Source organism: Noviherbaspirillum saxi (assembly GCF_003591035.1).
GTDB classification, from domain to species: Bacteria; Pseudomonadota; Gammaproteobacteria; order Burkholderiales; family Burkholderiaceae_D; genus Noviherbaspirillum; species Noviherbaspirillum saxi.
On sequence record NZ_QYUO01000001.1, the window covers coordinates 2576749 to 2600163 of the forward strand.

General features: G+C 57.2%; 18 protein-coding genes. 10 read left to right on the forward strand and 8 right to left on the reverse strand.

Translation table 11 applies throughout. The features are described from left to right. Nucleotides 1-3 precede the first annotated feature (3 nt). Together D3871_RS12170 and D3871_RS12175 are read left to right on the forward strand one after the other, a co-directional pair. Nucleotides 4-798 (forward strand): HAD family hydrolase, encoded by a 795-nt coding sequence (locus D3871_RS12170; protein WP_119769128.1) that lies wholly within the window; start codon nt 4-6, stop codon nt 796-798. Nucleotides 799-861: 63 nt separating this feature from the next. Then, complete coding sequence (locus tag D3871_RS12175; protein ID WP_119769129.1) at nt 862-2166, forward strand: NAD(P)/FAD-dependent oxidoreductase; 1305 nt, start codon at nt 862-864, stop codon at nt 2164-2166. A gap of 33 nt (nt 2167-2199) precedes the next feature. On the opposite strand, the gene folE is transcribed toward D3871_RS12175, so the two are convergent. Both folE and D3871_RS12185 read right to left on the reverse strand, forming a co-directional pair. Then, nucleotides 2200-2772: a GTP cyclohydrolase I FolE gene (gene folE / locus D3871_RS12180; RefSeq protein WP_199724761.1), complete on the reverse strand. Its 573-nt coding sequence runs from the start codon at nt 2770-2772 to the stop codon at nt 2200-2202. A gap of 81 nt (nt 2773-2853) precedes the next feature. Further along, nucleotides 2854-3735, reverse strand: coding sequence for a helix-turn-helix domain-containing protein (locus D3871_RS12185; protein WP_119769131.1), 882 nt, complete (start codon nt 3733-3735; stop codon nt 2854-2856). A 149-nt stretch (nt 3736-3884) separates the two neighbouring features. Here D3871_RS12185 and pobA point away from each other — a divergent pair, with 149 nt between their 5' ends. Beyond that, on the forward strand, nt 3885-5066 hold the full coding sequence (gene pobA / locus D3871_RS12190; RefSeq protein WP_119769132.1) for a 4-hydroxybenzoate 3-monooxygenase: 1182 nt from the start codon (nt 3885-3887) through the stop codon (nt 5064-5066). A 161-nt stretch (nt 5067-5227) separates the two neighbouring features. Then, nucleotides 5228-6403, forward strand: a complete 1176-nt coding sequence (locus D3871_RS12195) for an ABC transporter substrate-binding protein (RefSeq protein ID WP_119769133.1) — start codon at nt 5228-5230, stop codon at nt 6401-6403. A 109-nt stretch (nt 6404-6512) separates the two neighbouring features. Here the strand turns inward: D3871_RS12195 and D3871_RS12200 are convergent, their stop codons facing one another. Beyond that, nucleotides 6513-8633: a TonB-dependent receptor gene (locus tag D3871_RS12200; protein ID WP_119769134.1), complete on the reverse strand. Its 2121-nt coding sequence runs from the start codon at nt 8631-8633 to the stop codon at nt 6513-6515. 346 nt (nt 8634-8979) lie between these two features. Between D3871_RS12200 and D3871_RS12205 the strand changes: the two genes are divergently transcribed. Then, on the forward strand, nt 8980-11076 hold the full coding sequence (locus D3871_RS12205) for a TonB-dependent siderophore receptor (RefSeq protein WP_119769135.1): 2097 nt from the start codon (nt 8980-8982) through the stop codon (nt 11074-11076). A 303-nt stretch (nt 11077-11379) separates the two neighbouring features. Here the strand turns inward: D3871_RS12205 and D3871_RS12210 are convergent, their stop codons facing one another. Continuing rightward, the gene (locus D3871_RS12210) at nt 11380-11913 is read right to left on the reverse strand and encodes a peroxiredoxin-like family protein (protein WP_119769136.1); all 534 of its coding nucleotides are present in this window, start codon (nt 11911-11913) and stop codon (nt 11380-11382) included. A gap of 121 nt (nt 11914-12034) precedes the next feature. On the opposite strand from D3871_RS12210, the gene D3871_RS12215 reads away from it, so the two are divergent. The 4 genes from D3871_RS12215 (at nt 12035) to D3871_RS12230 (ending at nt 17228) form a co-directional block, all read left to right on the forward strand. Beyond that, nucleotides 12035-12673, forward strand: a complete 639-nt coding sequence (locus D3871_RS12215) for a TetR/AcrR family transcriptional regulator (protein WP_119769137.1) — start codon at nt 12035-12037, stop codon at nt 12671-12673. A 142-nt stretch (nt 12674-12815) separates the two neighbouring features. Then, a complete protein-coding gene (locus D3871_RS12220; RefSeq protein ID WP_119769138.1) occupies nt 12816-13190 on the forward strand; it encodes a hypothetical protein in 375 nt (124 codons plus the stop codon). A gap of 310 nt (nt 13191-13500) precedes the next feature. Beyond that, on the forward strand, nt 13501-15753 hold the full coding sequence (gene katG, locus D3871_RS12225) for a catalase/peroxidase HPI (RefSeq protein WP_119769139.1): 2253 nt from the start codon (nt 13501-13503) through the stop codon (nt 15751-15753). A 194-nt stretch (nt 15754-15947) separates the two neighbouring features. Next, nucleotides 15948-17228, forward strand: coding sequence for a KAP family P-loop NTPase fold protein (locus tag D3871_RS12230; RefSeq protein ID WP_158597923.1), 1281 nt, complete (start codon nt 15948-15950; stop codon nt 17226-17228). Between the two features lie 52 nt (nt 17229-17280). On the opposite strand, the gene D3871_RS12235 is transcribed toward D3871_RS12230, so the two are convergent. The 4 genes from D3871_RS12235 to D3871_RS12250 all read right to left on the reverse strand — a co-directional run bounded on the left by D3871_RS12235 (nt 17281) and on the right by D3871_RS12250 (nt 22136). Then, on the reverse strand, nt 17281-18366 hold the full coding sequence (locus D3871_RS12235) for a DUF1513 domain-containing protein (protein WP_158597924.1): 1086 nt from the start codon (nt 18364-18366) through the stop codon (nt 17281-17283). A gap of 1 nt (nt 18367) precedes the next feature. After that, nucleotides 18368-19471 carry an imelysin family protein gene (locus tag D3871_RS12240; RefSeq protein WP_158597925.1) on the reverse strand — a complete coding sequence of 368 codons (1104 nt, stop codon included), beginning with the start codon at nt 19469-19471 and terminating at the stop codon, nt 18368-18370. An 8-nt stretch (nt 19472-19479) separates the two neighbouring features. Then, the gene (locus tag D3871_RS12245; protein WP_119770043.1) at nt 19480-20889 is read right to left on the reverse strand and encodes a di-heme oxidoreductase family protein; all 1410 of its coding nucleotides are present in this window, start codon (nt 20887-20889) and stop codon (nt 19480-19482) included. A gap of 77 nt (nt 20890-20966) precedes the next feature. Continuing rightward, complete coding sequence (locus tag D3871_RS12250; protein WP_119769143.1) at nt 20967-22136, reverse strand: imelysin family protein; 1170 nt, start codon at nt 22134-22136, stop codon at nt 20967-20969. Between the two features lie 132 nt (nt 22137-22268). Here D3871_RS12250 and D3871_RS12255 point away from each other — a divergent pair, with 132 nt between their 5' ends. Then, a complete protein-coding gene (locus D3871_RS12255) occupies nt 22269-23387 on the forward strand; it encodes a PepSY-associated TM helix domain-containing protein (RefSeq protein WP_158597926.1) in 1119 nt (372 codons plus the stop codon). The last annotated feature ends 28 nt before the right edge of the window (nt 23388-23415 follow it).

Genomic DNA, 23415 nt, shown 5'->3' on the forward strand with positions numbered 1-23415 from the left:
CTCATGGGAATCGATTTACTCATTCTGACGCTCGACGGCGTCATGTTCGACACCGAAGATGCACATCTGCGCGCATGCAATGCCGCGTTCGTACAGTGCGGCCTCGACCTTCAATGGAACAATATCCAATATCGCGAAGCAGCCCGCGCACGCGGCGTCGCCAATGCGATTTCCGCAGTCAGCGAGCGCATTTCATCCATGCTGACCAGCCATCAGATGCAGGAACTCGCGGATGAAAAAAATCGATTCTTCCACGTCTATGCAGCCGAAGGGGTGGCCAAGCCGCATCAGGGCTGTGCGCGTCTGATCCAGGATGCGCAGTCGAATGGCTGCAAGCTTGCGGTAGTTACCGACATGCCGGCTCGCACCGCTGCCGCGTTGCTGGAACAGGCTTACGGAGATGCCGTGACCGACATTTTCGATGTCGTGATTACCGGAGCAAGATACAACGACGCATCGGGCAATGGCCCTTACCAGCTGGCGATGCGCACCGTCGGCATCGAGGCTGCGCGGAGCGCGGCGATCGAAGCAGCAGCACCTTCCTTGCATGCAGCGCAGGCGGCAGGCATCTGGACCATCGCGGCGTCTCCTTACGAAAAAGATGTGGCACGCATCGCCGGTGCGGACCTGTGGTGCCCTCATCTCCAGGAATTGCGCGACCTGATCGGCAAGAAGGAAACAGCGCGCGAACGCGGCAGGCGTTTCGTGACTTTCGATGCGCTGCGCGTCCTGAAGAAAACCCAGCTTGCAGGCACGCCGGTGTTACGACCAGTGATGCAGGTACGCCCGAGCGTTTGACTGCACGCAGCAGAATGCACAAGTTATCCCTAATCGAATCGTCAATCTGTCTGGAGGCACGTAATGCAAACCATCGTCATTGCAGGAGGAGGCGCCGGCGGGCTTGAGCTCGCCACACGCTTGGGCGACAGTCTTGGCAAAAGCGGACGCGCCCGCATCGTTTTGATCGACCGTTCACCCACGCATTTCTGGAAGCCCTTACTGCATACCGTAGCATCGGGCAAGCGCGATCCGCAGATGCACGAGGTCGAATATTCAGCGCAGGCCGCAGAGCACGGCTTCCAGTTCGTTTGCGGCGAAGTGCTCGGCGTCGATCGCGCCAGTCGCAAGATCGCCGTCGGTCCCTACCGCAGCGATGACGGCGCGGAGGTGCTTCCGGCACGCAGCCTGCCGTATGACAAGCTGGTGCTGGCATTTGGCGCGGTCACGAATTTCTTCAACATCGCCGGCGCCGCAGAACATTCACTGACGCTCGACAGCGTGTGGCAGGCCGAGCAGTTCCGCAAGCGCTTCCTTGCAAGCTGCATGCAGGCAAGCAGCCGCAGGACGGCGGGTGCGACCGAAGGCGCGGTAGTCAACATTGTCATCGTCGGCGGCGGCGCGACAGGCGTCGAGCTCGCCGCGGAGTTAAGCCACACGGTGCGCACGCTGGCACAGTACAACGTGCATACGCTGGACCCGGGACGCGATGTACGCGTCAGTATCATCGAACGCAGCGAGTTATTGCTGCCGCACCTGAATCCCAGACTTGCCAAGCGTGCGGCGCGTTATCTCGGATCGCTGGGCGTCGCAGTCTGTACCGGAACCACGGTGGCTCGCGTGGATGCCGATGCGGTACTGGACACCGATGGAATCCGCCATGCATCCGACATCACCCTATGGGCGGCGGGCGTCGAAGGACCGGCAGTGTGTACGACACTCGGCTTGCCGGTGAACCGGTTGAAGCAGATCGTCGTCAACGCCGGCCTCCAGTCGCCGGAAGATGCGGATGTGTTCGCGATCGGCGACTGTTCAAGCTACGTATGCCCGGAAAAAGGCGCGGCGGTACCGCCGCGCGCGCAGGTGGCCCATCAGCAGGCGATGTATCTTGCCGATGTACTGGCGCGCAAGCCGGATGAAGAGGTACCGGACTTCCAGTATCGCGACTATGGTTCGCTGGTGTCGCTCGGTCCGTTTGCCGCCGTAGGCAGTCTGCTCGGCAGCAGTTCCGGGCGCGAGATGCTGGTCGGCGGCGTGACAGCGCGTCTGCTGTACAGCCTGATGTACCAGAAGCATGTGATGGCGCTGCACGGCTTTATCCGCATGGCGGCGCAGACCGTCGTGCACTGGCTGCGCGGGAAGGTATCGCCGCCGGTAAAGCTGCATTAGCAATCGGGCCTGCGGAAGCAGGCCCGGTGACCATCAATCCCTTTCGCGGGCCAGCGAAAGAAACTCGGTACGCAGACCGAGGTTGGTCCGCATTTCGCCCAGCAGTGCCGAGGTTACGGTTTCCTCGCCCGGGGTCTGGATGCCGCGGCTTTCCATGCACATGTGGCGGCAGCGCACCACCACGCCGACCGACAGTGGTTGCACATGTTCCATCACCGCATCGGCGATCTGTATCGTCATGCGCTCCTGCACCTGCAGGCGCTTGGAAAAGCATTCGACCAGACGCGTAAATTTGGACAAGCCGACAATCTTGCCGTTGGGCGTATAGCCAACCGTGGCCGTGCCGAAAAACGGAGCCAGGTGGTGCTCGCAATGGCTGTAGACCGGAATCCCGCGCACCACGATCAATTCATTGTATTTCTCGGCGCCGTCTTCAAATACCTTCAGGATTTCTGCCGGGTCTTGCTGGTAGCCGGAGGTCCAGTGCCGCCATGCCTTGTCCACCCGCATCGGCGTTTCGTGCAAGCCCTGCCTGTCAGGATCCTCACCGATGTGTCGCAGCAGCCGGCGCCAGTCTTTGGCGGAAAAGTCGTTCTCATCCATCATTGGACTCCTTGTTCGTGAAGGTCGCATTGTATCGAACGTGCGGCACAACTGCTTGCCTGCGAGTATGGCATTTATGTCATGTCAGGTGCCTGCCTGACGGCGAAAATCCTTGGGCGACTGACCGACGCTGCGTTTAAAGAAGCGGGTGAAATAAGCAGGGTCCGAAAAGCCGATTGCATATGACACTTCGCTAATGGTCATTGACGTGTAAACCAGATTGCGCTTGGCTTCCAGCAGAACGCGTTCATGGATGAGGTCCAATGCTGATTTGTCAGCGTTCTGGCGGCATAGCAGATTGAGATGGGCGGCGGTAATGCCGAGCTGACTGGCGTAATACGCCACCGGATAATGCTGGCTGTAATGTTCTTCAAGCAACTCGCAGAACCGGGCGACATGCCGGCTACCGCGCGGCGCTTCCTTGTGCTGCATGAGCGGCGCTTGCATCGCATGCCGGGTCAACCAGACCAGAATTGCTCCCAGTAATGCTTCGATCAGAATATCGCGATGAGGTGCAGTAGCGCGGTATTCGGCATCTAAAGCCGCGAATGCCATGCGGATATGCGCGCTTTCCTCGTCTTCACCCAGGGTATGCAGACTGGGATGAGTCAACGCAACCAAACCGTCGCCCATCTGGCGCGTCAGCTTGCTGATCAACGGATAAGCCAGCGTGACGACATGGCCCACCGTATTCCGGTCGAATTCGAATCCATGGATGCAGATCTGCGGCACCATCAACACCTGCCCACCCTGCATCAGGCTTTGCTTGTCGTCGAGCTGGATGCGCGCACTGCCGCTGTGCAGGTAAAGGATCTGGAACAGGCCGTTGTGTTGATGCGGCTTGATATGCCAATTGTGCAACCGGCTGCGTGAAGCGATCGATTCGCAATGCACCATTTCCGGCGTCGGCCATGGGTCTTGCTCGCCGTATAGCTTGTAGACAGGGATGCTTCCTACGTTTGCCATGATTCGATTTTTTATGCGTCCGAAACCTCATGGTAGCAAAGCCGACGCACGATACGCCAAAAGTACAATTTTTTTCTAGAAAAATCCATTCCATCCGATCGCCTCGTGGACCAAGATACGACCATATAACGTACAGCGAGGAGATAATCATGAAAACCCAGGTCGCCATCATCGGAGCCGGTCCGTCGGGGTTGCTGTTGGGCCAGTTGCTGCACCGCCAGGGCATCGATACGGTCATTCTCGAAGCCAAGTCGCCGGAATATGTGCTGGGTCGCATACGGGCCGGCGTGCTGGAACAGGGGACGGTGGAACTGATCCGCGAGGCAGGAGCAGGCGCGCGTATGGATCGTGAGGGCCATGTGCACGAAGGCGTCACGCTGGCATTTCGCGGCAGGCGGGAACGTATCGATCTGAAAAACCTTACCGGTGGCAAGACCGTGATGGTATATGGCCAGACCGAGGTCACGCACGATCTGATGGACGCGCGGGCGGCGGCAGGCGGTATCAGCATTTACGAAGCGAAGGATGTGGCGGTGCACGACTTCGACAGCGAGCAGCCGCGCGTCACCTTCGTCAAGAACGGTGAGCAAGTCACGCTGGAATGCGATTACATTGCGGGTTGCGACGGTTTTCACGGTGTCTCGCGCCAATCCGCGCCCAGGGACAAGCTCAAGACGTTCGAACGCGTTTACCCGTTCGGCTGGCTCGGCGTGCTGTCGCGCACGCCGCCGGTCGCTCCGGAACTGATTTATGCCAATCACGAACGCGGCTTTGCGCTTTGCAGCCAGCGTTCCGATGTGCTCAGCCGCTACTATGTGCAATGCTCGCTGGACGACAAGGTGGAAGATTGGTCGGATCAGCGTTTCTGGGACGAACTAAAGGCCAGGCTGCCGGCCGATGTCGCTGCCTCGCTGGTGACCGGACCTTCGATTGAAAAGAGCATCGCTCCGCTGCGCAGCTTCGTGGCGGAACCAATGAAGTTCGGCCGCATGTTCCTGGTCGGTGACGCCGCGCATATCGTCCCGCCAACCGGCGCCAAGGGATTGAATCTGGCCGCGAGCGATGTCTATACCCTCTACCATGTGCTGCGCAAAACCTATCAGGAAGGTCGCACGGATCTGCTCGACAAGTATTCCGATATCTGCCTGCGGCGCATCTGGAAGGCTGAGCGTTTTTCGTGGTGGATGACCTCGGTGCTGCACAAGCTGTCGGATGACGAGTTCGGTCAGCGTATCCAGCTTGCCGACCTGGATTACTACACCGGCTCATTGGCCGGGCGCACGACCATCGCGGAAAATTATGTCGGCCTGCCTTACGAAAAGATCGAATGAAGAACGTTATCTGGACGGTCCGCCGGGCTCGGCAAAACCGTTCGGCAACCGAACCGTTTGCTGTTTAACGCACCACTAATCAGTTATGATCATCCGTGACAGTCGCTCCGCCCGGGGCGGCTGATACCAAGAGCTCACCCGGCCATACACAGGAGACACGCATGAAGTTCACCAGGATACTGGCATCCATTGCCGCCATCGGCACGATCGGCCTTACCTCTTTCAATGCATACGCGCAGGAAACCATCAAGGTCGGTCTGGTCGCCCCCTTCTCCGGTCCATTCGCCGACTACGGCAAGCAAATGGAAGGCGGTATCAAGGCTTACATGAAGCAGCACGGCGACAAAGTCGCCGGCAAGAAAATTGAAATCATCATCAAGGACACTACCGGCCCGGTGCCGGAAGTCGCCAAGCGCCTCGCGCAGGAGTTGGTCGTGCGCGACAAGGTGGATTTCCTGGCCGGCTTCGGCCTGACGCCGGAAGCGCTGGCAGTGGCTCCCATCGCCGAGCAGGCGAAGAAGCCGATGATCATCATGAACGCCGCGACTTCGATCATCACTACCAAGTCCAATTACATTGCGCGCGTATCGATGACCCTGCCCCAGGTCTCCGCGCCGATGGCAACCTGGGCCGTCAAGAACAATGTGAAGAAGGTAGTGACGCTGGTGGCCGACTACGGCCCGGGCATCGATGCGGAAACCGCATTCAAGACCAACTTCATCGGCGGCGGCGGACAAGTGCTTGAATCGATCCGCGTGCCCTTGCGCAATCCTGAATTCGCGCCTTACATCCAGCGCATCAAGGATGCGAAGCCGGAAGCGGTGTTCATCTTCGTGCCGGCCGGCGAGCAAGGCATTGCCTTCATGAAGGGTTATCGCGAGCGTGGTTTGGCCGAAGCCGGCATCAAGGTGATCGCCACCGGCGACTTGACCGACGATCATGTGTTGCCGGCGATGGGCGACGCGGTACTCGGCGTGATCACGAGCTTCCATTATTCCGCCGCGCATGACTCGGCCGAGAACAAGACTTTCCTGAAGAATTTCGCCGACTCCAATCCAGGCGGCGGACGCCCCAACTTCATGGCAGTGGCTGCCTATGACGGCATGCATGCGATTTATGAAGTGTCGAAAAAACTGAACGGCAAGATTGACGGCGACCAGGCGATGGCGGCGCTCAAGGGCATGAAGATTAACAGCCCGCGCGGGCCGATCATGATCGATCCGGCGACGCGCGATGTGGTGCAGACCGTCTATATCCGCAAGGTCGAGAAGCGCAACGGCGAGGTGTACAACATTGAATTCGACAAGTTTGTCGACATGAAGGATCCCGGTAAATAAACCGTTCACGCTGCAAGAAAATAATCTCTGCGCAGGTTTGATTTGATCGCTGCAGACGAAGGGCCAACCGTTTGGTTGGCCCTTTTTTCATTGCGCGTCTTAGCAGCTGTTAGAAGTTATAGCGCGCAGTGAGCTGAACAGAGCGCGGCGCGCCCGGCAGATTCAAGTTGGGTGCGGTACCGTGCCCCGACACGATATAAGCGCGATCAAACAGGTTGTTAATATTCAATTGCAAGTCAAGCTTGGCGATGCGATAACCGATCATTGCATCCACAGTGGTATAAGCTGGAAGAGTCACCGTGTTTCCCGGATTGGCAGCACGATCGTCAACATAGTTCACGCCCGCACCTGCCCGGTAACCGTTTCCAAGAGCCTTCGTCAACCACAGATTGGCACTATGCCGGGGTGTCAATGTGGCTCGCTTTCCTTGTACCCTCTGTCCGGCATCGATGGCGGTCGATGACCTTACCCGTGCATCGAGATAGGCATAGCCTGACCAGATTTGCCAGCCATGCGAGAGATCGCCGGTAAAGGTCAATTCCATACCGTCGGTTCGCTGCTCTCCAATGGGAACCAGACGGTTCAAAATCGGATCGGTGGTCTTGATATTGGTACGCTCAAGCCGGAACAGGGATGCCGTGACAGATGCCTGACCGCCGAGGAAGTCATATTTCGCCCCGATTTCCTGGTTTGTCGTTTCTTCCGGCGCAATCTGTGCATTGTTTGCAGCGAGTGGGAAACTCTCCGCCGACGGTTGGAACGATTTGCTGAAAGCCACGTAGTAAGACTGGTTCGATGTGGGCTGATACACCAGGCCGGCCCGAGGGCTCCATTCGGTATCTGTGCGTGCCAGGTTGGGTTGCCCTGGCCGCCTTTCATTCGTCTCTTGTTCAAACCGGTCGTAACGCACGCCGGCGAGCAATTTCCATTGCTTTGACAAGGTCACCAGGTCCTGCACATAGGCACTGGCGGTCGTCATGATTCCGAGATTGTCGCTTGAGGGCGACGCGACAGCCACCAGAGGCAGAACCGGGTTGACCGGATTGAACAGGGATACGGTGGCGACGTTGTTCTGGGTACGGAACAACTGATCCTTATTCTGCTTGCCGAGCTCGATACCGTACAGGATCTGATGGTCCATTCCGCCAAACTTCGCCTTCTGTACCAATTCTGTCTGGTTGAAATAACCATCCTCCAGGCGACGCACATTGCCGTGGTTGAACGAGGCAGTAAGCGCCGCCTCGTTGACCGACCCGACAAGCGTGTTGCTGCGATGAAGTTCGTAGTCATAACGGCGAAATGCATTGCGTAGAGAAAGCTGGTCGCTGAAGCGATGATTCAGCGTAAAACCGAATGCAGTCATGTCGGCCTTCGACGTGTCGACATCACGCGCATTGGCCGCGCCATAGTAGGTGCTTGCAGGTACATTAACAGGACGGCCGCGGTATGCAGGAATGCCAAAATCGGTCACGCGCTCGTCCGATAGATATTCGGCCTGAAGCAACAGGCTTGTATTGGCGCCGAGCTTGATCGAGAGTGACGGAGCGATCGCTTCGCGATCCAGGAATTGTTTATCACGATAGCTGTCCGCTCGCTCGACGGCGCCGGTGATGCGAAATGCCACGCCGCTGTCGTCGAAGTTTCGTGCAAGGTCGAATTCCCCCCGGCGCTGCCCCCAACTTCCAACCTGTGCCGTGAGTTCGCTTTTTTCAATGCCGGGCTTCTTTGTAATCCGGTTGATCAAGCCACCGGACGATCCACGACCGTACAGTACCGATGCCGGCCCTTTGATGACTTCGACCTGTTCAATATTGGACAGATCGCGAAAATACAATGCGTCGTCGCGCAAGCCGTCGATGAACTGATCGGCAATCGCGGTAAAACCGCGAATAGTCACCTGATCACGCTGTCCGTCGCCATGCGACAAACCAATCCCGGGAACGGATTTCAACACGCTTTCCATGGAGCGCACACCCTGGTCTTGCATGAGTTGCTGCGGCACGACGTTGACCGTTTGAGGAATGTCTCGAAGCGGCGCTTCTATCTTTGTTGCGCTAACGGCTGTAGGCGGATTGTAGGTGGGAGGCAAGTCACGCGAGACCTGCACGGTGACATTCGGCAGGACCTTATCTTGCTCGACTGGCGCATTGGTCTGTGCATAGACGCTGCATGTTACAGATTGGGTGGCCATCGCCACGAAGACGGCCAGTTTTTTCTTATGAATTGCCATGAAGCTCTCTCTAACTCTTTTAAAAAATAAAGCTGGCTAGGGTCCGAGAGACATTGGCTGGCAAATGAAATAAATGGCGAAAGCAAAACAATTTACCTGCGACGCTTCGCGTACCGACATCCAGAACACCTCAAGCGCTGGAGTGCGTACTAACGTTGTAAGAACGATTGATGCGTTTAGTCAAATCTTTATTGATAATGCGAATAATTCGCATTAAGATTATGTTCAAATGTAGACTTTTGTAAAGCTTTTTAAACATCGCGTGTTGGGCGGACCCGTGAAGTGATACATCGGTTCATGCAACAGCACGGCTCAACAATCCCCGAATCGGGACAAGGAAGAAGTAATGCAATTTCGTTTAACGCTCATGGCAAGCGCGGTCATGTTTGCCTTCGCCACGCCTCAGGCGGCCGCTCAAGATCCAAGCCAGGAAAAAACGGACAAAGAGCTTGGAACAATCACTGTCACCGCAGAACGTGCAGGAAGTTTTAAGTCCAACGCCGTACAGGTTGGCACCTTTCGGGACCTTGCCCCGTTAGACGTTCCCCAAACCAGCAATGTGATCACGCGCGAAGTGCTGGATGCACAAGCTGCCACCACCCTGTATGGCGCATTGCGGAATACCGCGGGGGTGACGCGATCCCAGCTGAGCGGATCAACGTACGACAACATTGCGATTCGCGGCATTCTGGTCGAAAACCGCGGCAACTACCGGCTCAATGGCTCACTGCCGATCATTAACCTGATCGACGTGCCTCTGGAGAACAAGGAGCGTGTCGAAGTCTTGAAGGGCGCATCGTCCCTCTACTACGGGTTTGTTCCTCCGTCAGGTATTGTGAACTTCGTCACCAAGCGCGCCGGAAAAGACCCGGTGACCAACTTTGCATTGTCGGCCAACGAACATGGCGCCGCCAGCATTCATGCAGACATCGGACGCCGCTTCGGCGAACAGCAGCAGATGGGTGCCCGCATCAACCTGGTGGGCGGCCGGGAAGACATCGGTATCGATAATTACTCCGGGGACCGCATGCTTGCTTCGGCGGCATTCGACCTGCGCGCGACGCGAGAGTTGTCCTTTAAACTGGATCTGGAACACTATCGCAAGAACGTATCCGAACAGGCGGCAATTGCCCTGCCCGCTGCGGTCAATGGACGTATCACTCTCCCGCCGGTACCCGATGCGACACGCAACCTCGCCGGCGAATGGCAAAAATACGATGCCAACGCGACGAACATCCTGTTTCGCACCGACTACCTGTTGAACGACCGATGGGCAGTTCTGTTCGAAGCCGGCAAGGCGCGTACCGGCCGCGATCGCAATTTCTCCCAGTTCCAGAACTACAACCTGGCTACCGGCCAAGGTACGCTGCGCATCTTCTTCAACCGGGACCAGGAGTGGGAAAACGAGAACTACCGCACGGAAGTGACAGGACATGTGCCGGGTACCTGGCTAACGCATGATCTTACCTTCGGCTATACCGGCAATAATCGCGATCAGGTATCCCGTGCGTCGGGAACGGTCGATGTCGCACAAAATTTATACAACCCGATTGCCATTGCTCCGCAATCGCCGACAGCACCCTCCGTGGCAAGCCCGTCCGCGATCAAGGACCGCGGGTGGTATTTGTCCGACCGGGTTTCTATAGGCGACAAGTGGCAGGCAATGGTCGGCGTGCGGGGTAGTCGATATGAAAGCGTGACGCCCACCGCACGTTATGAAGCAGACGATGTCAGCCCGAGCGTGTCATTGATGTACAAGCCCTTGTCGAACGTTTCCGTGTACGCAAGCTACATCGAAGGCGTCGAGGAAAGCGGCCAGGCCCCCGCCAATCGCGCGAATGGCGGTGAATTGCTTCCTCCGGCAGTATCGGAGCAAAAGGAAATCGGCGTCAAAGCTGAGGTTGCCCAAGGCGTATTGCTGCAGGCGGCCTACTTCGACATCAAGCGGCCGTCGACCACGGTCGATGCTGCGAACCGCTTCGTCTTGAACGGCTTGGCGCAATATAGGGGAATAGAACTGGCAGCATCCGGCGAAATCACCAAGCAATTGTCGGTGATCGGATCGGCGCTGTTTCTTGATGCCGAACAGTTAAACGCTGCCAACGCGACGACCTTTGGACGCACACCGGAAAATACGCCGAAGCGCACGGCCAGTTTGTTTGCGGAGTACCGGCTGGCCAGCGTGCCGGGGTTGGCACTCAGCGGCGGCGTGTTCTATGTTGGCGACCGTCCCGTCAATAACGAAAACCTGGCGACGCTGGGTGGCTATTCCACAGTATCCCTGGGCGCGCGCTACCTGACCAAAGTGGCCGGCAAACGTACGACCTTGCAGGCGGTAATGGATAACGTCACCGATAAAAGCTATTGGAGCACTGCCGGCAACGGCTTCGTCGGCGTTGGTGCACCGAGAACATTGAAGGTAACCGCAAAGATGGAGTTCTAAGCAGACGAAGCAAGTGTCAGTAATGTCAGTAATATTACCGGCGCTTGCTTCGGCTTATCCGGCTAGTGAAACGATCGAAACAATCGCAACAGTCGCGAAGAAAGGAAACGCTTCTATCTTGCCGCTGACTTTCATAGGTCTGATACAAGGTGCGAATGCATCTGGACTAACCATGTGGTTAGTCCTTTCTCTTGCGGTTCTTGCGAAATAGGACGTTCCGACCAATGGCGGCTTGTTGGGGTTACCGGTCAGAGGGGGAAATCACAGATTTTTCCGCGGTCGGTCAATGTAGTGGATGGTCGGCTAGCGGCCCCGATCGGCAAGGCGCAGCAGTTCGTCTGCCCCCCAATTATCATCTGCATGTTTGCCGTAATGAGAAGCGGTGATTGTTCCATCAGGCGCGATCAGGAAATCTGCTGGCAGGCCAAATACGCCGTTTTCTGCCTTATTGTAAAACTTCCCCGTAGCCAAAATACCTCTCAAGCCGCTCCATAGCACGGACGGATGCAGGGGAGCGAACCGCGAAGTTCCAACGCCAAACTCGCGGTAAAACTTCTTGGTGGGGTCAGCAACACAATCGAACGGCAACTGCGCCTGGTACTTGAGCATCTCCTCCCGCGAGGAATGAAAGACAACAATCTCATGGATGCCAGCAGCTTCAATCTCGCTATAACGCCGTCTCAAGCCAAGCAAATGGAAATTACAAACCGGACAGCCGGCAAAACGTCGAAACTGAAGATGTACGTAACGTGAAGCAGGGTCCGGAATTCCTACAGTCTTCCCGTGAATAGTAGTTGCCGAGACATTAGGCACCCTGTCACCTGAGTTAAGTTTCATGAGTCTGCTCCCTTGGATATTGGTCAAGTTCGGTTTGCCGCCTTCATAGTTCCTGGCTATAAACGTACACCGTACGTAAACATGCTAAGATACGCACGATAACCGGTCAAGGAAAATATCAATGGCACGACCAGCAAAGTTCTCACGTGATCAGCTTCAGTCCGCAGCCTTGGCTCTCGTGGACGAGCACGGACTCAATGGCTTATCCATGCGTGCGCTTGCAGGCGCGTTGGGAACGGGTGCAATGACGCTCTACAACTACGTCAACGAGCGTGAGGGCCTGGACCTGCTGGTTGTCGAAGCAGTGATCTCAGAAGCGCAGTGGTCGCTTAGTGATGACGAGGATTGGCAGGACCAGGTCCGGATCATTGCAACTGCGCTGTGGTGCGCTGTGAGGGCACATCCTAATGCGATTCCGCTGATTCTCACGCGTCGGAGCCGTTCACCTGCCGTTTTGAAAGCGGCTGAAGCATTGCTGACTGCACTGGCTGGTAGTGGACGAACGTCGCAATCACTGTTGGTGGCATTTCGGGCGATATCGGCGCTTGTCATGGGCTTTGCTCAGGCCGATCTCGCTGGGCCCCTCGCACTGAAAGCAGGCGAATCCTCAGAAGCTACGATTGCAAGATTCCAAGCGCTTCCGAGTGAACAGTATCCACGCCTCATAGAGATTGCAGCTGCGGCGATGACTAGTCATTCCGAGACCGAATTTCAGGCAGGCCTTGATCTTCTGCTGGCGGGCATACTGGCAAGTCAATAACCAATATAGTTTCGGGGACAACGGTTCCGGTCACGCCTTGGTAGTCATACTGAATGACAGCTTTTTGGAAAGCCGACTATCTATACACGTTTTCACTACAATTAAGGATGATCCAGATAAAGAGTTGGGTAAAGGTAAATAGATGGAACAGCAGAAGCTATGGGTTGAGCCGGTGGGAAGCATTATCATGGCGCGATTGCGGGGGGCATGCACTGCCGAAATGCTAAAGGAGTGCCAAGAACGGGTATTGGCTTTAGCTAAGGACACACAGCACGTAAAGGTGTTGTACGACTCCCTGGAACTGGACGCACCGGACATTGACCTCGTCCTTTTGCAACAACGGCTAGAAGCAGAAAAAAAGGTGAGTTTGGGTTCTGTGCCGCTACGGACGGCCATTCTTGTACCAAATACCCGCATCGCTTTCCTGGCTAGAATTGCATTTGGCCAGTTCGGTGAAGGGCAGTATCGCGTTTTCTATAACGATATGGTTCAAGCTATCCGATGGCTTGAAGAGTGACTCTCTACGAGTAGCGCTCACATCTTATTGGCTGGCTGGTCAATGTTCACCGCAACCGTCGCGGAAAGAACTAATGTCGACGGACAGTGTCTGTCTGTGGATCGCGGGCAATCGGTTTGGGGCACCGTCGTTTGCTTCCGGATATCCCATTCGAATCCCCTCGATTGCTCGCCCTATCGCCTTAATTAAAAAAAACTTATTGCGCAGTCATTGACAGCGGCCTACGCTTGAATTGACCATTGCCTACGCTTGTCTTTCTGCTGGTAGCAACCACTCCAAAGAAGTCCAACCTAACTGATGGAGGATTGATATGTCCGATGAGCAACAAACCCGAAGTGTGAGCGAAAGCGAGAGCCCTGCGATCCCCGCCCCAACTCCGAAGGCTGGCCGACCGCGGACCAACAAGGACTGGTGGCCGAATCAGCTGGACCTTTCAGTGCTTCACACTCACTCGCACCTGTCCCGCCCATTGGAAGAAGACTTCGACTATGCCGAACAGTTCAAGAGCCTTGACGTCGAGGCGCTGAAGCAGGATCTCATCGAGGTAATGACCACGTCCCAGGATTGGTGGCCGGCCGACTACGGCCACTACGGGCCGTTGTTCATCCGCATGGCCTGGCATGCCGCCGGCACGTATCGCATCGCCGATGGCCGCGGCGGTGGGGGCGAGGGCCAGCAACGGTTTGCTCCGCTTAACAGTTGGCCCGACAACGCGAATCTCGACAAGGCGCGCCGGCTGCTCTGGCCCATCAAGAGGAAGTACGGCCAGAAGATTTCGTGGGCCGATCTGGTGGTGTTGGCCGGCAACGTGGCTTATGAATCAATGGGCTTCAAGACACTCGGCTTCGGTTTCGGCCGGCCCGACGTCTGGGAACCCGAGGACCTCTTCTGGGGTCCCGAGGACACCTGGCTGGGAGACGCACGCTACAGCGGCGACCGGGAGCTCGCCAAACCACTCGCCAACGTGCAGATGGGCCTGATCTACGTCAATCCGGAAGGACCCGGCGGTAAGCCCGATCCTCTAGCTGCTGCACGGGATATTCGCGAAACGTTCGCCCGCATGGCGATGAACGACGAGGAGACGGTTGCGCTCATCGTCGGCGGCCATACGGTCGGCAAGACCCATGGTGCTGCGCCGGCGGGCGAGAACGTCGGTCCGGAACCCGAGGGCGCCCCCATCGAAGAGCAGGGTCTGGGTTGGAAGAACAAGCACGGCAGCGGCAAGGGCTCCCACGCGATCACCAGCGGCCTGGAAGGCGCATGGACCAACAATCCGACCAAGTGGGACAACGGGTTCCTGGAGAACCTGTTCAAGTATGAGTGGGAGCTGACGACGAGCCCCGCGGGTGCGAAGCAGTGGACACCGAAGAATCCCGAGGCGAAAGACACCGTGCCGGATGCGCACGACCCGTCCAGGAGGCATGCCCCGGCGATGCTGACGACAGACTTGTCGATGCGACTGGATCCGATCTACGGGCCGATTGCGAAGCGCTTCCACGACAACCCGGACCAGCTCGCGGACGCGTTTGCCAAAGCCTGGTTCAAGCTGCTTCACCGCGACATGGGTCCCAGCTCACGCTATCTGGGGCCCTGGGTTCCGGAGCCGCAGCTTTGGCAAGACCCGGTACCACCCGTCGATCACGAGCTGGTCAACGAGCAGGATATTGCTGCGCTCAAGCGCACGGTCCTCGATTCGGGGCTGTCCGTCGCTGAGCTGGCTTCCACAGCCTGGGGAGCCGCGGCCAGCTTCCGTGGCACCGATAAACGTGGCGGTGCGAACGGAGCACGGATCCGCCTGGCTCCGCAAAAGGATTGGGAATCCAACGAGCCGCCGCGGCTGGCAAAGGTCCTGACGACCTTCGAGCAGATCCAGAAGGACTTCAACGGCGCGCAATCCGGCGGCAAGAAGATTTCGCTTGCCGATCTGATCGTCCTCGGCGGGTGCGCTGCCGTCGAGGAAGCGGCCACAAAGGCGGGATACAAGCTTACCGTCCCGTTCGCGCCAGGTCGCACCGATGCGTCGCAGGAGCAGACGGATGAGAACATCTTTGATGTGCTCGAACCGATCGGCGACGGGTTCCGCAACTATTTCCGGGCGGAAGATGCGCTGTCGCCGGAGACCCGTCTCTTGGACCGGGCCAACCTTCTGAAGCTGACCGCGCCCCAGATGGCGGTTCTCGTGGGCGGCATGCGCGTGCTTGATGCGAACCATGGGCAATCGAAGCATGGCGTGTTAACCGACCGGCCGGGTACGTTGACCAACGACTTCTTCGTGAACCTGCTCGACATCGGCACGGCATGGAGACCTTCCGTCTCGGAGAAGAATGTGTACGAAGGTAGCGATCGCGATACGGGCAAGCCGAAGTGGACCGCGACCGCCGCTGATCTCGTCTTCGGCGCGCATTCTCAACTGCGCGCGCTGGCCGAGGTCTATGCAAGCGACGACGGGAAGGAGAAGTTCGTGCGTGATTTCGTGGCGGCGTGGAGCAAGGTCATGAACCTCGATCGCTACGACCTGCTCGCACGGGGCAACGTTCGACGCGCGGTTGCAGCCGCGCTTTAAACGAGCGTGACGACACGGCGGCGGCAAAGCAAGGCGCCCCTCCCGAGGCGCGCCTTGCACCTTGTTGCTCAGGCGCCTCGCTCAACATCGTCAGGCATGCCGATGGACAAGATACCGCGAATCTGAGTGCTCGCCTCAACTCGGTTGCTGACGGCCTGCGCCAGTACGAGGTTTTTCGAATGACCGAGGCATCGATGGATAAGCAAATCAAGGCATTGCCGCCCCTTGTACTTCCAACAGCCAACTTCGTCAATGGGCGAGCGTTTGCTGGCGATTTGTTCCAGCGAAAGCAACATGCCGAACGCTTGACTGGTTATCTTGACCGACTACGAGAAGGAGCCGTGTTAGCGATTGATGCGCCCTGGGGCGAAGGAAAAACATGGTTCGGCCGGAATTGGGCAGCCTATCTCCAAGAGGCAGGGCACAAGGTGGTGTTTATCGACGCGTTTGAGCAAGACTACGTCGAGGATCCATTCTTACTCATTGCGGCGGAAATTGCCGATGGTCTGGATGACAGCCAAGGTTCCGTGCGAGGGCTACGCGAGAAAGCGGCCAGTGTGATAAAGGCGATTTGTGCAGCTGACGACGCGAGCACATGGATCGAAAAGAAGCTGGAAGATCATGCGAAGGAAAAAGCATCATTTCAGGATTTCCGAAACGAGCTCTCAGCATTCGCTGCCATTCAGCCGAAATCGATAGTATTGTTCATCGACGAATTGGATCGGTGTCAGCCGACATTCGCGCTCAAGCTGATCGAGCGGCTGAAGCACTTTTTCGACGTGCCGAACCTGATTGTCGTGCTGTTGATCAATCGGGATCAACTGCACCAAGCGATCCGTGGCATGCATGGCCCCGATATCGACGCCGCAACTTACCTGGGTAAATTCGTTAGCTTTTTCGTTGCCCTGCCGAAGGGGACCCACGACGACTTCCTGGGCAGCAACCACGTTGCAGAATATGTGGAACATGTCTTCAATCGCTACGACTTTGACGATTCCGGCGGACCGGCGATTTTCAAGGCTTTCTTCAGTTGGACGGCCGCTTGGTTCAACTTGTCCGTGCGCGATATTGAACGAGCAGTCGCGTTGTACGCCTTCGCGTATCCGGTCGATCAGCACAACCACCTGCTGGCCTATGTGATCACGCTGAAAATCGGAAAACCAGACCTCTTTCGGCGTCTGCAAAATGGGGGAGATCTCAACGCGCATCGGGAAGCGCTGGATAACCTTAAACCGATACGCACAAGGACCACGGTTTCGCAGCCGCACCGTTATCTGGCGCTTTTAATGGAATGGCATGAAGCACATATCAATGGATTTCCAATGAACGGTGATGCGTTCGCTCTTCTGCTAAGGGAGCATAACCACAGGTCAGGAGAGCCACTCGCATGGCGTGACTTGCGTCATGACGAGTTGTGGGATGCACAGCGGAAATTGTTTCAATCGTTGGCCGAACGAATTGACGGAACGAATTGACCTGCCAATCAAGTTTGATCCTGCGTAAAATGGCGCGCTACGCGCGGGCGCATCAAACGCGCGCAAGGTACAAGTGATTATCCCATTGCATGCCAGGGAAATGAGCAAGCCGGGTCGCCGTGAGGCGCAGGAGATCGATCTGATAGACCTCGCCCAATTCGTTACTTGCGAAACCACGGCCATCATGGAAAGCGACCCCTGATACCTTCGGTACCGCGATGCTGCCAAGGTATTCGCCTGCGCTACTCCAGATACCCATCGTATCCCCCAAGGGACAAGTCAACGCAAAGCAGTCACTGAGAGGGTCGTAAGCCACGGATGCCGCATAGTGCCGCATCCGATTCCAGACGGTATCCGGGGCAGTTGCAAACTTCAGCGTCGACTCGCCATGATGGAACATCATGAGTGGGACATCAGGCGTCTTCTTATCTCCCTCGAACTGCAAGGCCGCAGCGACCCGACCATCGGGGGTTACCGCCAAATGCCGCAGGCTTTGCTGCGTTGAGGGCACCACATATTTACCGCGCAGCTGACCAGTGCGACTGTCGAGATAGACCAGGCTCGTTTCGATACGCCCGCGGTTCAGCTTTACGCGGCCTGTTTCCGGCAACGTCCGAATACCGCCATTGGCCACGGCGAGCGTAACGCCGTCAGGCATCATCATGAGTTCATGCGGTCCTATCCCATGGGTGTCGTATTCGGCCAGCACGCGAAAGCTGGTCGCGTCGCGCACTGAAACAATCCCGCGCCCGGAATCGGCATTATTTTCCGTCATGAATATTGTGTCGCCATCGCGACTAAAAACCGCATGACCGAGGAAATGGCGGTCTTCTGCCGCTGACCACTGCTGTATGAGCGTCCCCTTAGTCATGCTGACCTTGACAGCGATAGTGCCGGGGCGACGACCAATGATCAGTGCTTCGTCCGGATGGCGTGGATCAAGCGAAAGCCCGTGCCCCCGCATGGGCAAGCGCACCAAATGCGGTGCGTTCCGCGCTGTTGGCAATCCGGCGGCAAAATGCTCGCCATCCCGGCTGACGGGCGAAACCAGTTGCAGACCCGGTGCTATGGAAAACCCAGGCTTGGGGAGCACCAGCAAACCCGCAGCAGCAGCGAGAAAATTACGACGCGTCACCATCTCAGTCTCCGTCATTGGCATTGAAGCCAAGGTCAACCTTCAGGGCGTCGGCGATGTCGTTTTCCATTCGGCGCTGCAATTGCGTGACGGCCGTATGCAGCGATTCGACCTGTTTGCGCTGCTCTTTCAGCGCGCGTGGCATCGGTGACCGAATGGCAGCAAGCGCGTTCATTGCCGTATCCAGGTCTTCCCGCACAAGACGCGGCAAGACCGGTCGCCCGATGCCGGCGAGATAATCGTCCAGACCGACACCTTGCTGGCCGCGTCCAAAGAATACGGCTTCGAATCCGCGCAAATTGTTCCGGATGTTCTCAAGCGAGGAAGCGGACCGCCACGACTCGATGCGATCCGAATCGATGGCGTCACCGCTTTTTTCCAGCAGCTTGCCCAGTTTGCGCACCTTGACGCTATCCAGTCCGGCGATGAGCAAATTGGCGATGTCGCTGAGCGCCTGATCCGTTGTGGCGAAGACGCCTTCTTGCGAATGCTGCCCGGCTTCCTTGAGTTGCCTTGCAAAGCCGCCGTTGGGATCGCGCCAGTCGCTTGATAAGCCATGCGCCTCTTTGGCAACCTGCGCCGCCAATGCCTGGAGCACGGCGCAGCGATTTCCCTGCAAGGCAGTTGTCACTTCAGCCGACGATTTACCTTGAGGGAATAGCAAATACTCCAATGCCGGCAAACCTTTACCGGCCGCGCCAAGGTCTTCTACGCGAGCCGGATCTATCGGCCCTGCACTGTTCAGAATCGGATCGATGAGCGTGGGCCTGAGTGGCCATGCGTTGACCTGACGCTGCGTACGGCGATCGATGATCGGGCCTATTTGCAGCATTTCCAGCGGCTGCCACGCGGCCTGGGCCTGCCTCCAGGCCGTTCGCACGCTCTCTACATTAGCGCGCCCCGAGGCAGAACAGAAAGCCTGCGTTGAAGCACTCAAGGCGCGCGCCTTGGCCTCAAATTCGTCCGTCAACGGAAGCAATACCTCATCGGTCAGATGCTGGAACAGTGCGGCTTTCGGCAGCTTTTCTTCCAACTCGGTGCGGCTTTCCGCCGCATAGGCAAGCGGCAGCCACATGACTAGCAAGAGGGAGAAGCTTGTGCGTTGCATACGCCTTCCTACAGGGAATTCAAAAATGCCAACAGGGCAGTACGCTCGGCCTTGCTCATCTTTTCGAATGTCAGCTTGGCCGGTGTCGCCTCGCCTCCATGCCATAGGATGGCTTCGCTCAGGTTACGTGCTCGTCCGTCGTGCAAGTAGGTCGTGTGACCATTCACGGTCTCGATCAGACCGATGCCCCAGAGCGGTGGCGTACGCCATTCCCGTCCGTCAGCGAGAAAGTCGGGGCGGTTGTCTGCCAGTCCTTCGCCCATGTCATGCAGCAGCATGTCGGTATAGGGGCGGATGGTTTGTCGTGACAGCTCCGGAAAGCCTTTGACATTGCCTGTGACATGCTTGGGCGTATGGCAGCCCACGCATTGGGCTTGATGAAATAACTGCTTCCCGCGCAAGACCTGCGGATTGTCCACGTCGCGCCGCGCGGGAACGGCGGTCGTCGCAGTGTAAAAAATGAGCGAGGCCATGTTGCGTTCATTGATTTCCGGTTTACCGCCTCGCGCTGCCGTCTTGCAGTCTTTCTGCGCTGCCATGCATTCTTCATTCGGAAACTGTCGGGAAGTAATGCCCATATCGCCGTTGGCGGCACCCGCGGTCTGATGCGCGACCGTGGGCGTATTGGCTTTCCAGCCGAAACGGCCCAGCCGCGTGGCATTGGCAAATCCATCCCACACGCGATTTGCTCGGCCGGATATTCCATCGTGATTGCGATCTTCTGCATCTGCCCGCGCCAGGATATCCTTTTCGGGAATGGCTTCCAGCAATCCGAGCCCAATCATTTGGGGCGCAATGCGCGGAGATATCTGGGTGGTGGGGTGAAGAGGCCCGTAACCGAGACTGGTAAGCCGGTACGTTGGCTTGCGCAGGCTGTAGGGCGTCCCGTCGGCGAAACTGCCCGCTATTTCTGCGTAGGTGATTTCGACCGTACCTTCCGGCTTCACACCGTCATTCGCCTGATTATTGAACTGTCCGCCGTAGGTCGGTTCAGGCAGCGGTCCGCCATATTTGTCCTTGCCCGGAATCGACAGCCGCAACAGTAAGCCCATCGCCTGTTCCCCGTCTTCCGGAGGTGCTGCGCGTCCGTCGTGGGTATGGCAAGCGGTGCAGGATCGACCGATGAAATGAGGGCCTAAACCATCGCGCGCCCGGGTAGACGATGGCGCTTCCACCCAGGGCATATTGAAGAAAGAGTGGCCGACGGCAAACTGGCCGCGCCGCTCCATCGACATATTCGCCGCCGGCAAGGAAAAGGCACGCCGGTTGGTTTCAAATACCGTCGTGTCGCCCGCCGACTTCTCTTCGCCCGGCTCCGGCCGGCTCCAATCGAACTGCGATGCCACGCCGGCCGAACAAAGTGCAAGAGCCCCGACGAGTGCGATGGACAGTCGGGATCTGGAAAACAGCTTGTGCATATTTTTTGATGTATTGATCACCGCATTCGGAAGAATGCGGCGTAGGGCATGATCGCTTTTCTTGCTTGCGCCGGAATTCACTCGGACGGTGCCACCGACAATTTTTTAATACCCAGCGCGCGAGCGGCGTCGACTAGCGTCTGCGTCTGCTTTTTCAATGCCGTAATGACTGCCTGCACGCGCTTTACACCCGGCGCGCTCTTCTTGCCGATGATTTCCTGGTCGAATGGCGCCTGGATGGCCTCTGCGGCCGAGACACTTGCTGAAAAGTCCTCGACCAATTTCAATGCCAGTTTCGAATCCCGCTCCGCGACCAGATCCTTGATGCCGGCGCCTTTCACGGTGCTGCCATCGATCCGTTTGTATTCTCCCAGCAGCACATTGCGGATACCGAGTGCGTTCGTGACGATATCGCGATGCGTGTTATCCGAAAAGCAGCTGTGCTCGTCTTCCTGATCCTGATTGTCAAGCGCTACCTGAATGCGTTCGCCGGCCAATTCGGCGCTGGAAAGTACCGCCATGCCCGTCAGGATCTTGCGCAGGTTTGCTTCTGCATCCTCTTTCAGGAACTTCGCCCGGTAATTGGATTGACCCTCTGTCCATTGGTCCGTCAGGTATTGAAGATCCACCACGACTTGGTCCGTAACCAGCTTCAAATATTGGCGGCGGCGGTCGGCATTCTTGCCTTGTCCATCCAGGAAATCGGCATAAGGCCGGTCGCCTGGGCCATTCTTGTTGAAGTCCTGGCCCCACAGCAAGAACTCCATCGCGTGATATCCGGTCGCGACGTTCGCTTCTCCACCCCTGCCATTGAGCTTGATCAAGCGCTCCGTCTCCAACGCAGCCTTGGGATTATTAATGATTCCACCGGAAGGCTTGCCTTTGACATAGTCGATGTAGGCTTCGTCCAGCGGCCAGGCATTAAGGCGCCCTTCAATGTCTTTTTTGTCATCGATGGGCCCGCCATAAAAACGAAAAACTTCCGATTGGCCATACGGCTCGCGTGCCGCAATCCAGGCTTTGCGCGCTGCCCTCAATCCCTCCTCGGATGGCTGGGCGATAAAGTCGTGCACTGCTTTTTGCAAGGCCTTTGCGCTAACCAGAGAGTCGGCATAGGTGGCATGCACGATGTTGGCGTAATTGCCAACGACTGCGGATGCATCGGTGCCTGCGTACGCCGGCGGGATAAAGAAGCTTGCAGCCGCCAGCACCGACAGCGCCGAATGGACCAGAATATGTTTCGGCATGGAAACGGTTCCTTTTGTTTTCGTGGAGTGAGAGCAAGGATTAACAGGGATCAATTATAATGAGAATGATAGTTATTCTCAAATGAACGCTTGAGGTGGCAGCAAATGCCGCCTTTTTTCGGAAGGTATGGCATGCGGAAAGTGGTTGCCTGGATTCACCGCTACCTTGGTCTAAGCTTGGGTGGATTACTTTTGATCAGCGGTTTGACCGGCAGCATCATTGTCTTCAACAAGGATATTGACGCGACATTGAATGCCGGCCTGTTCCAGGTTCAGCCACGCGAAGCACGTCGTTCGATTGACGACATCCTGCAGAACGTACGCGCAGCGGTACCCTTCAAGGATGCCGGTTTTGTCTTTTTGCCACAGTCTCCGGACCTCGCTCTGGAAGTCTGGTTTCGCGATACCGACCTTCGCGCCTACGCTGATCCTTATACCGGCGAGCTGCTTGGCACACGGAACGCGAAGTCTTCGCTGATGGGATTCCTGGTCGATCTGCATATCCACCTGTTGTCGGGGGAAACCGGGGAACGGGTTGTCGGATGGGCCGGTTTGGGCGGTATTGTGGTGAGTGCCCTTGGGTTGTGGTTGTGGTGGCCGAAACGGGGACGCTGGAAGCAGGCACTGCAAATCAAATGGGAAGCGGCACCGGGCAGACTTTGGCTCGATGTGCACAAGCTCGTCGGCGCGCTTACCTTCGTGCTATTCGTGCTGACCGCCACCACTGGCGCTGCGCTGGCCTTGTACGAACTTATCACGGAGCCTGTCCTGATTGCACTCACCGGCGAAGGCGCACGCAAAAGTGCACCCAAATCGCGGTCTTCATCCGGAGCGGCGGCTCCTGTTTCGCCCATGCTCGATCAGGCAGCTTTACTCTTCCCGGGCGCGCAGATCACCAGAATCACATTGCCTGCAAAACCAAATGCTGCTGTGGCCGTACGCATGCGGCTGGAAGGCGAAATCCATCAGTTTGGCCGTACGTTTATCTGGTTCGATCAGTACGACGGTTCGGTATTGCGGGTTGACAATGCGCTATTGGCAAACCGCGCGACCCGCATCCAGAGCTGGCTTTACCCGTTGCATACCGGTGTATATGGCGGCTTGGCAACCCGCCTGCTGCAGGTCATGGTGGGACTGTCATTGAGCTTGCTTACGCTATCCGGCGCCTGGCTCTGGTATCGGTCATATAGCGCGCGTTCCAACGCAGCAAAGCGGCTTAAAGCACTGAAAACACTGCCGGAACGAATGTAATAAACCGTTTGCCTGCCAGCGCCAAGCC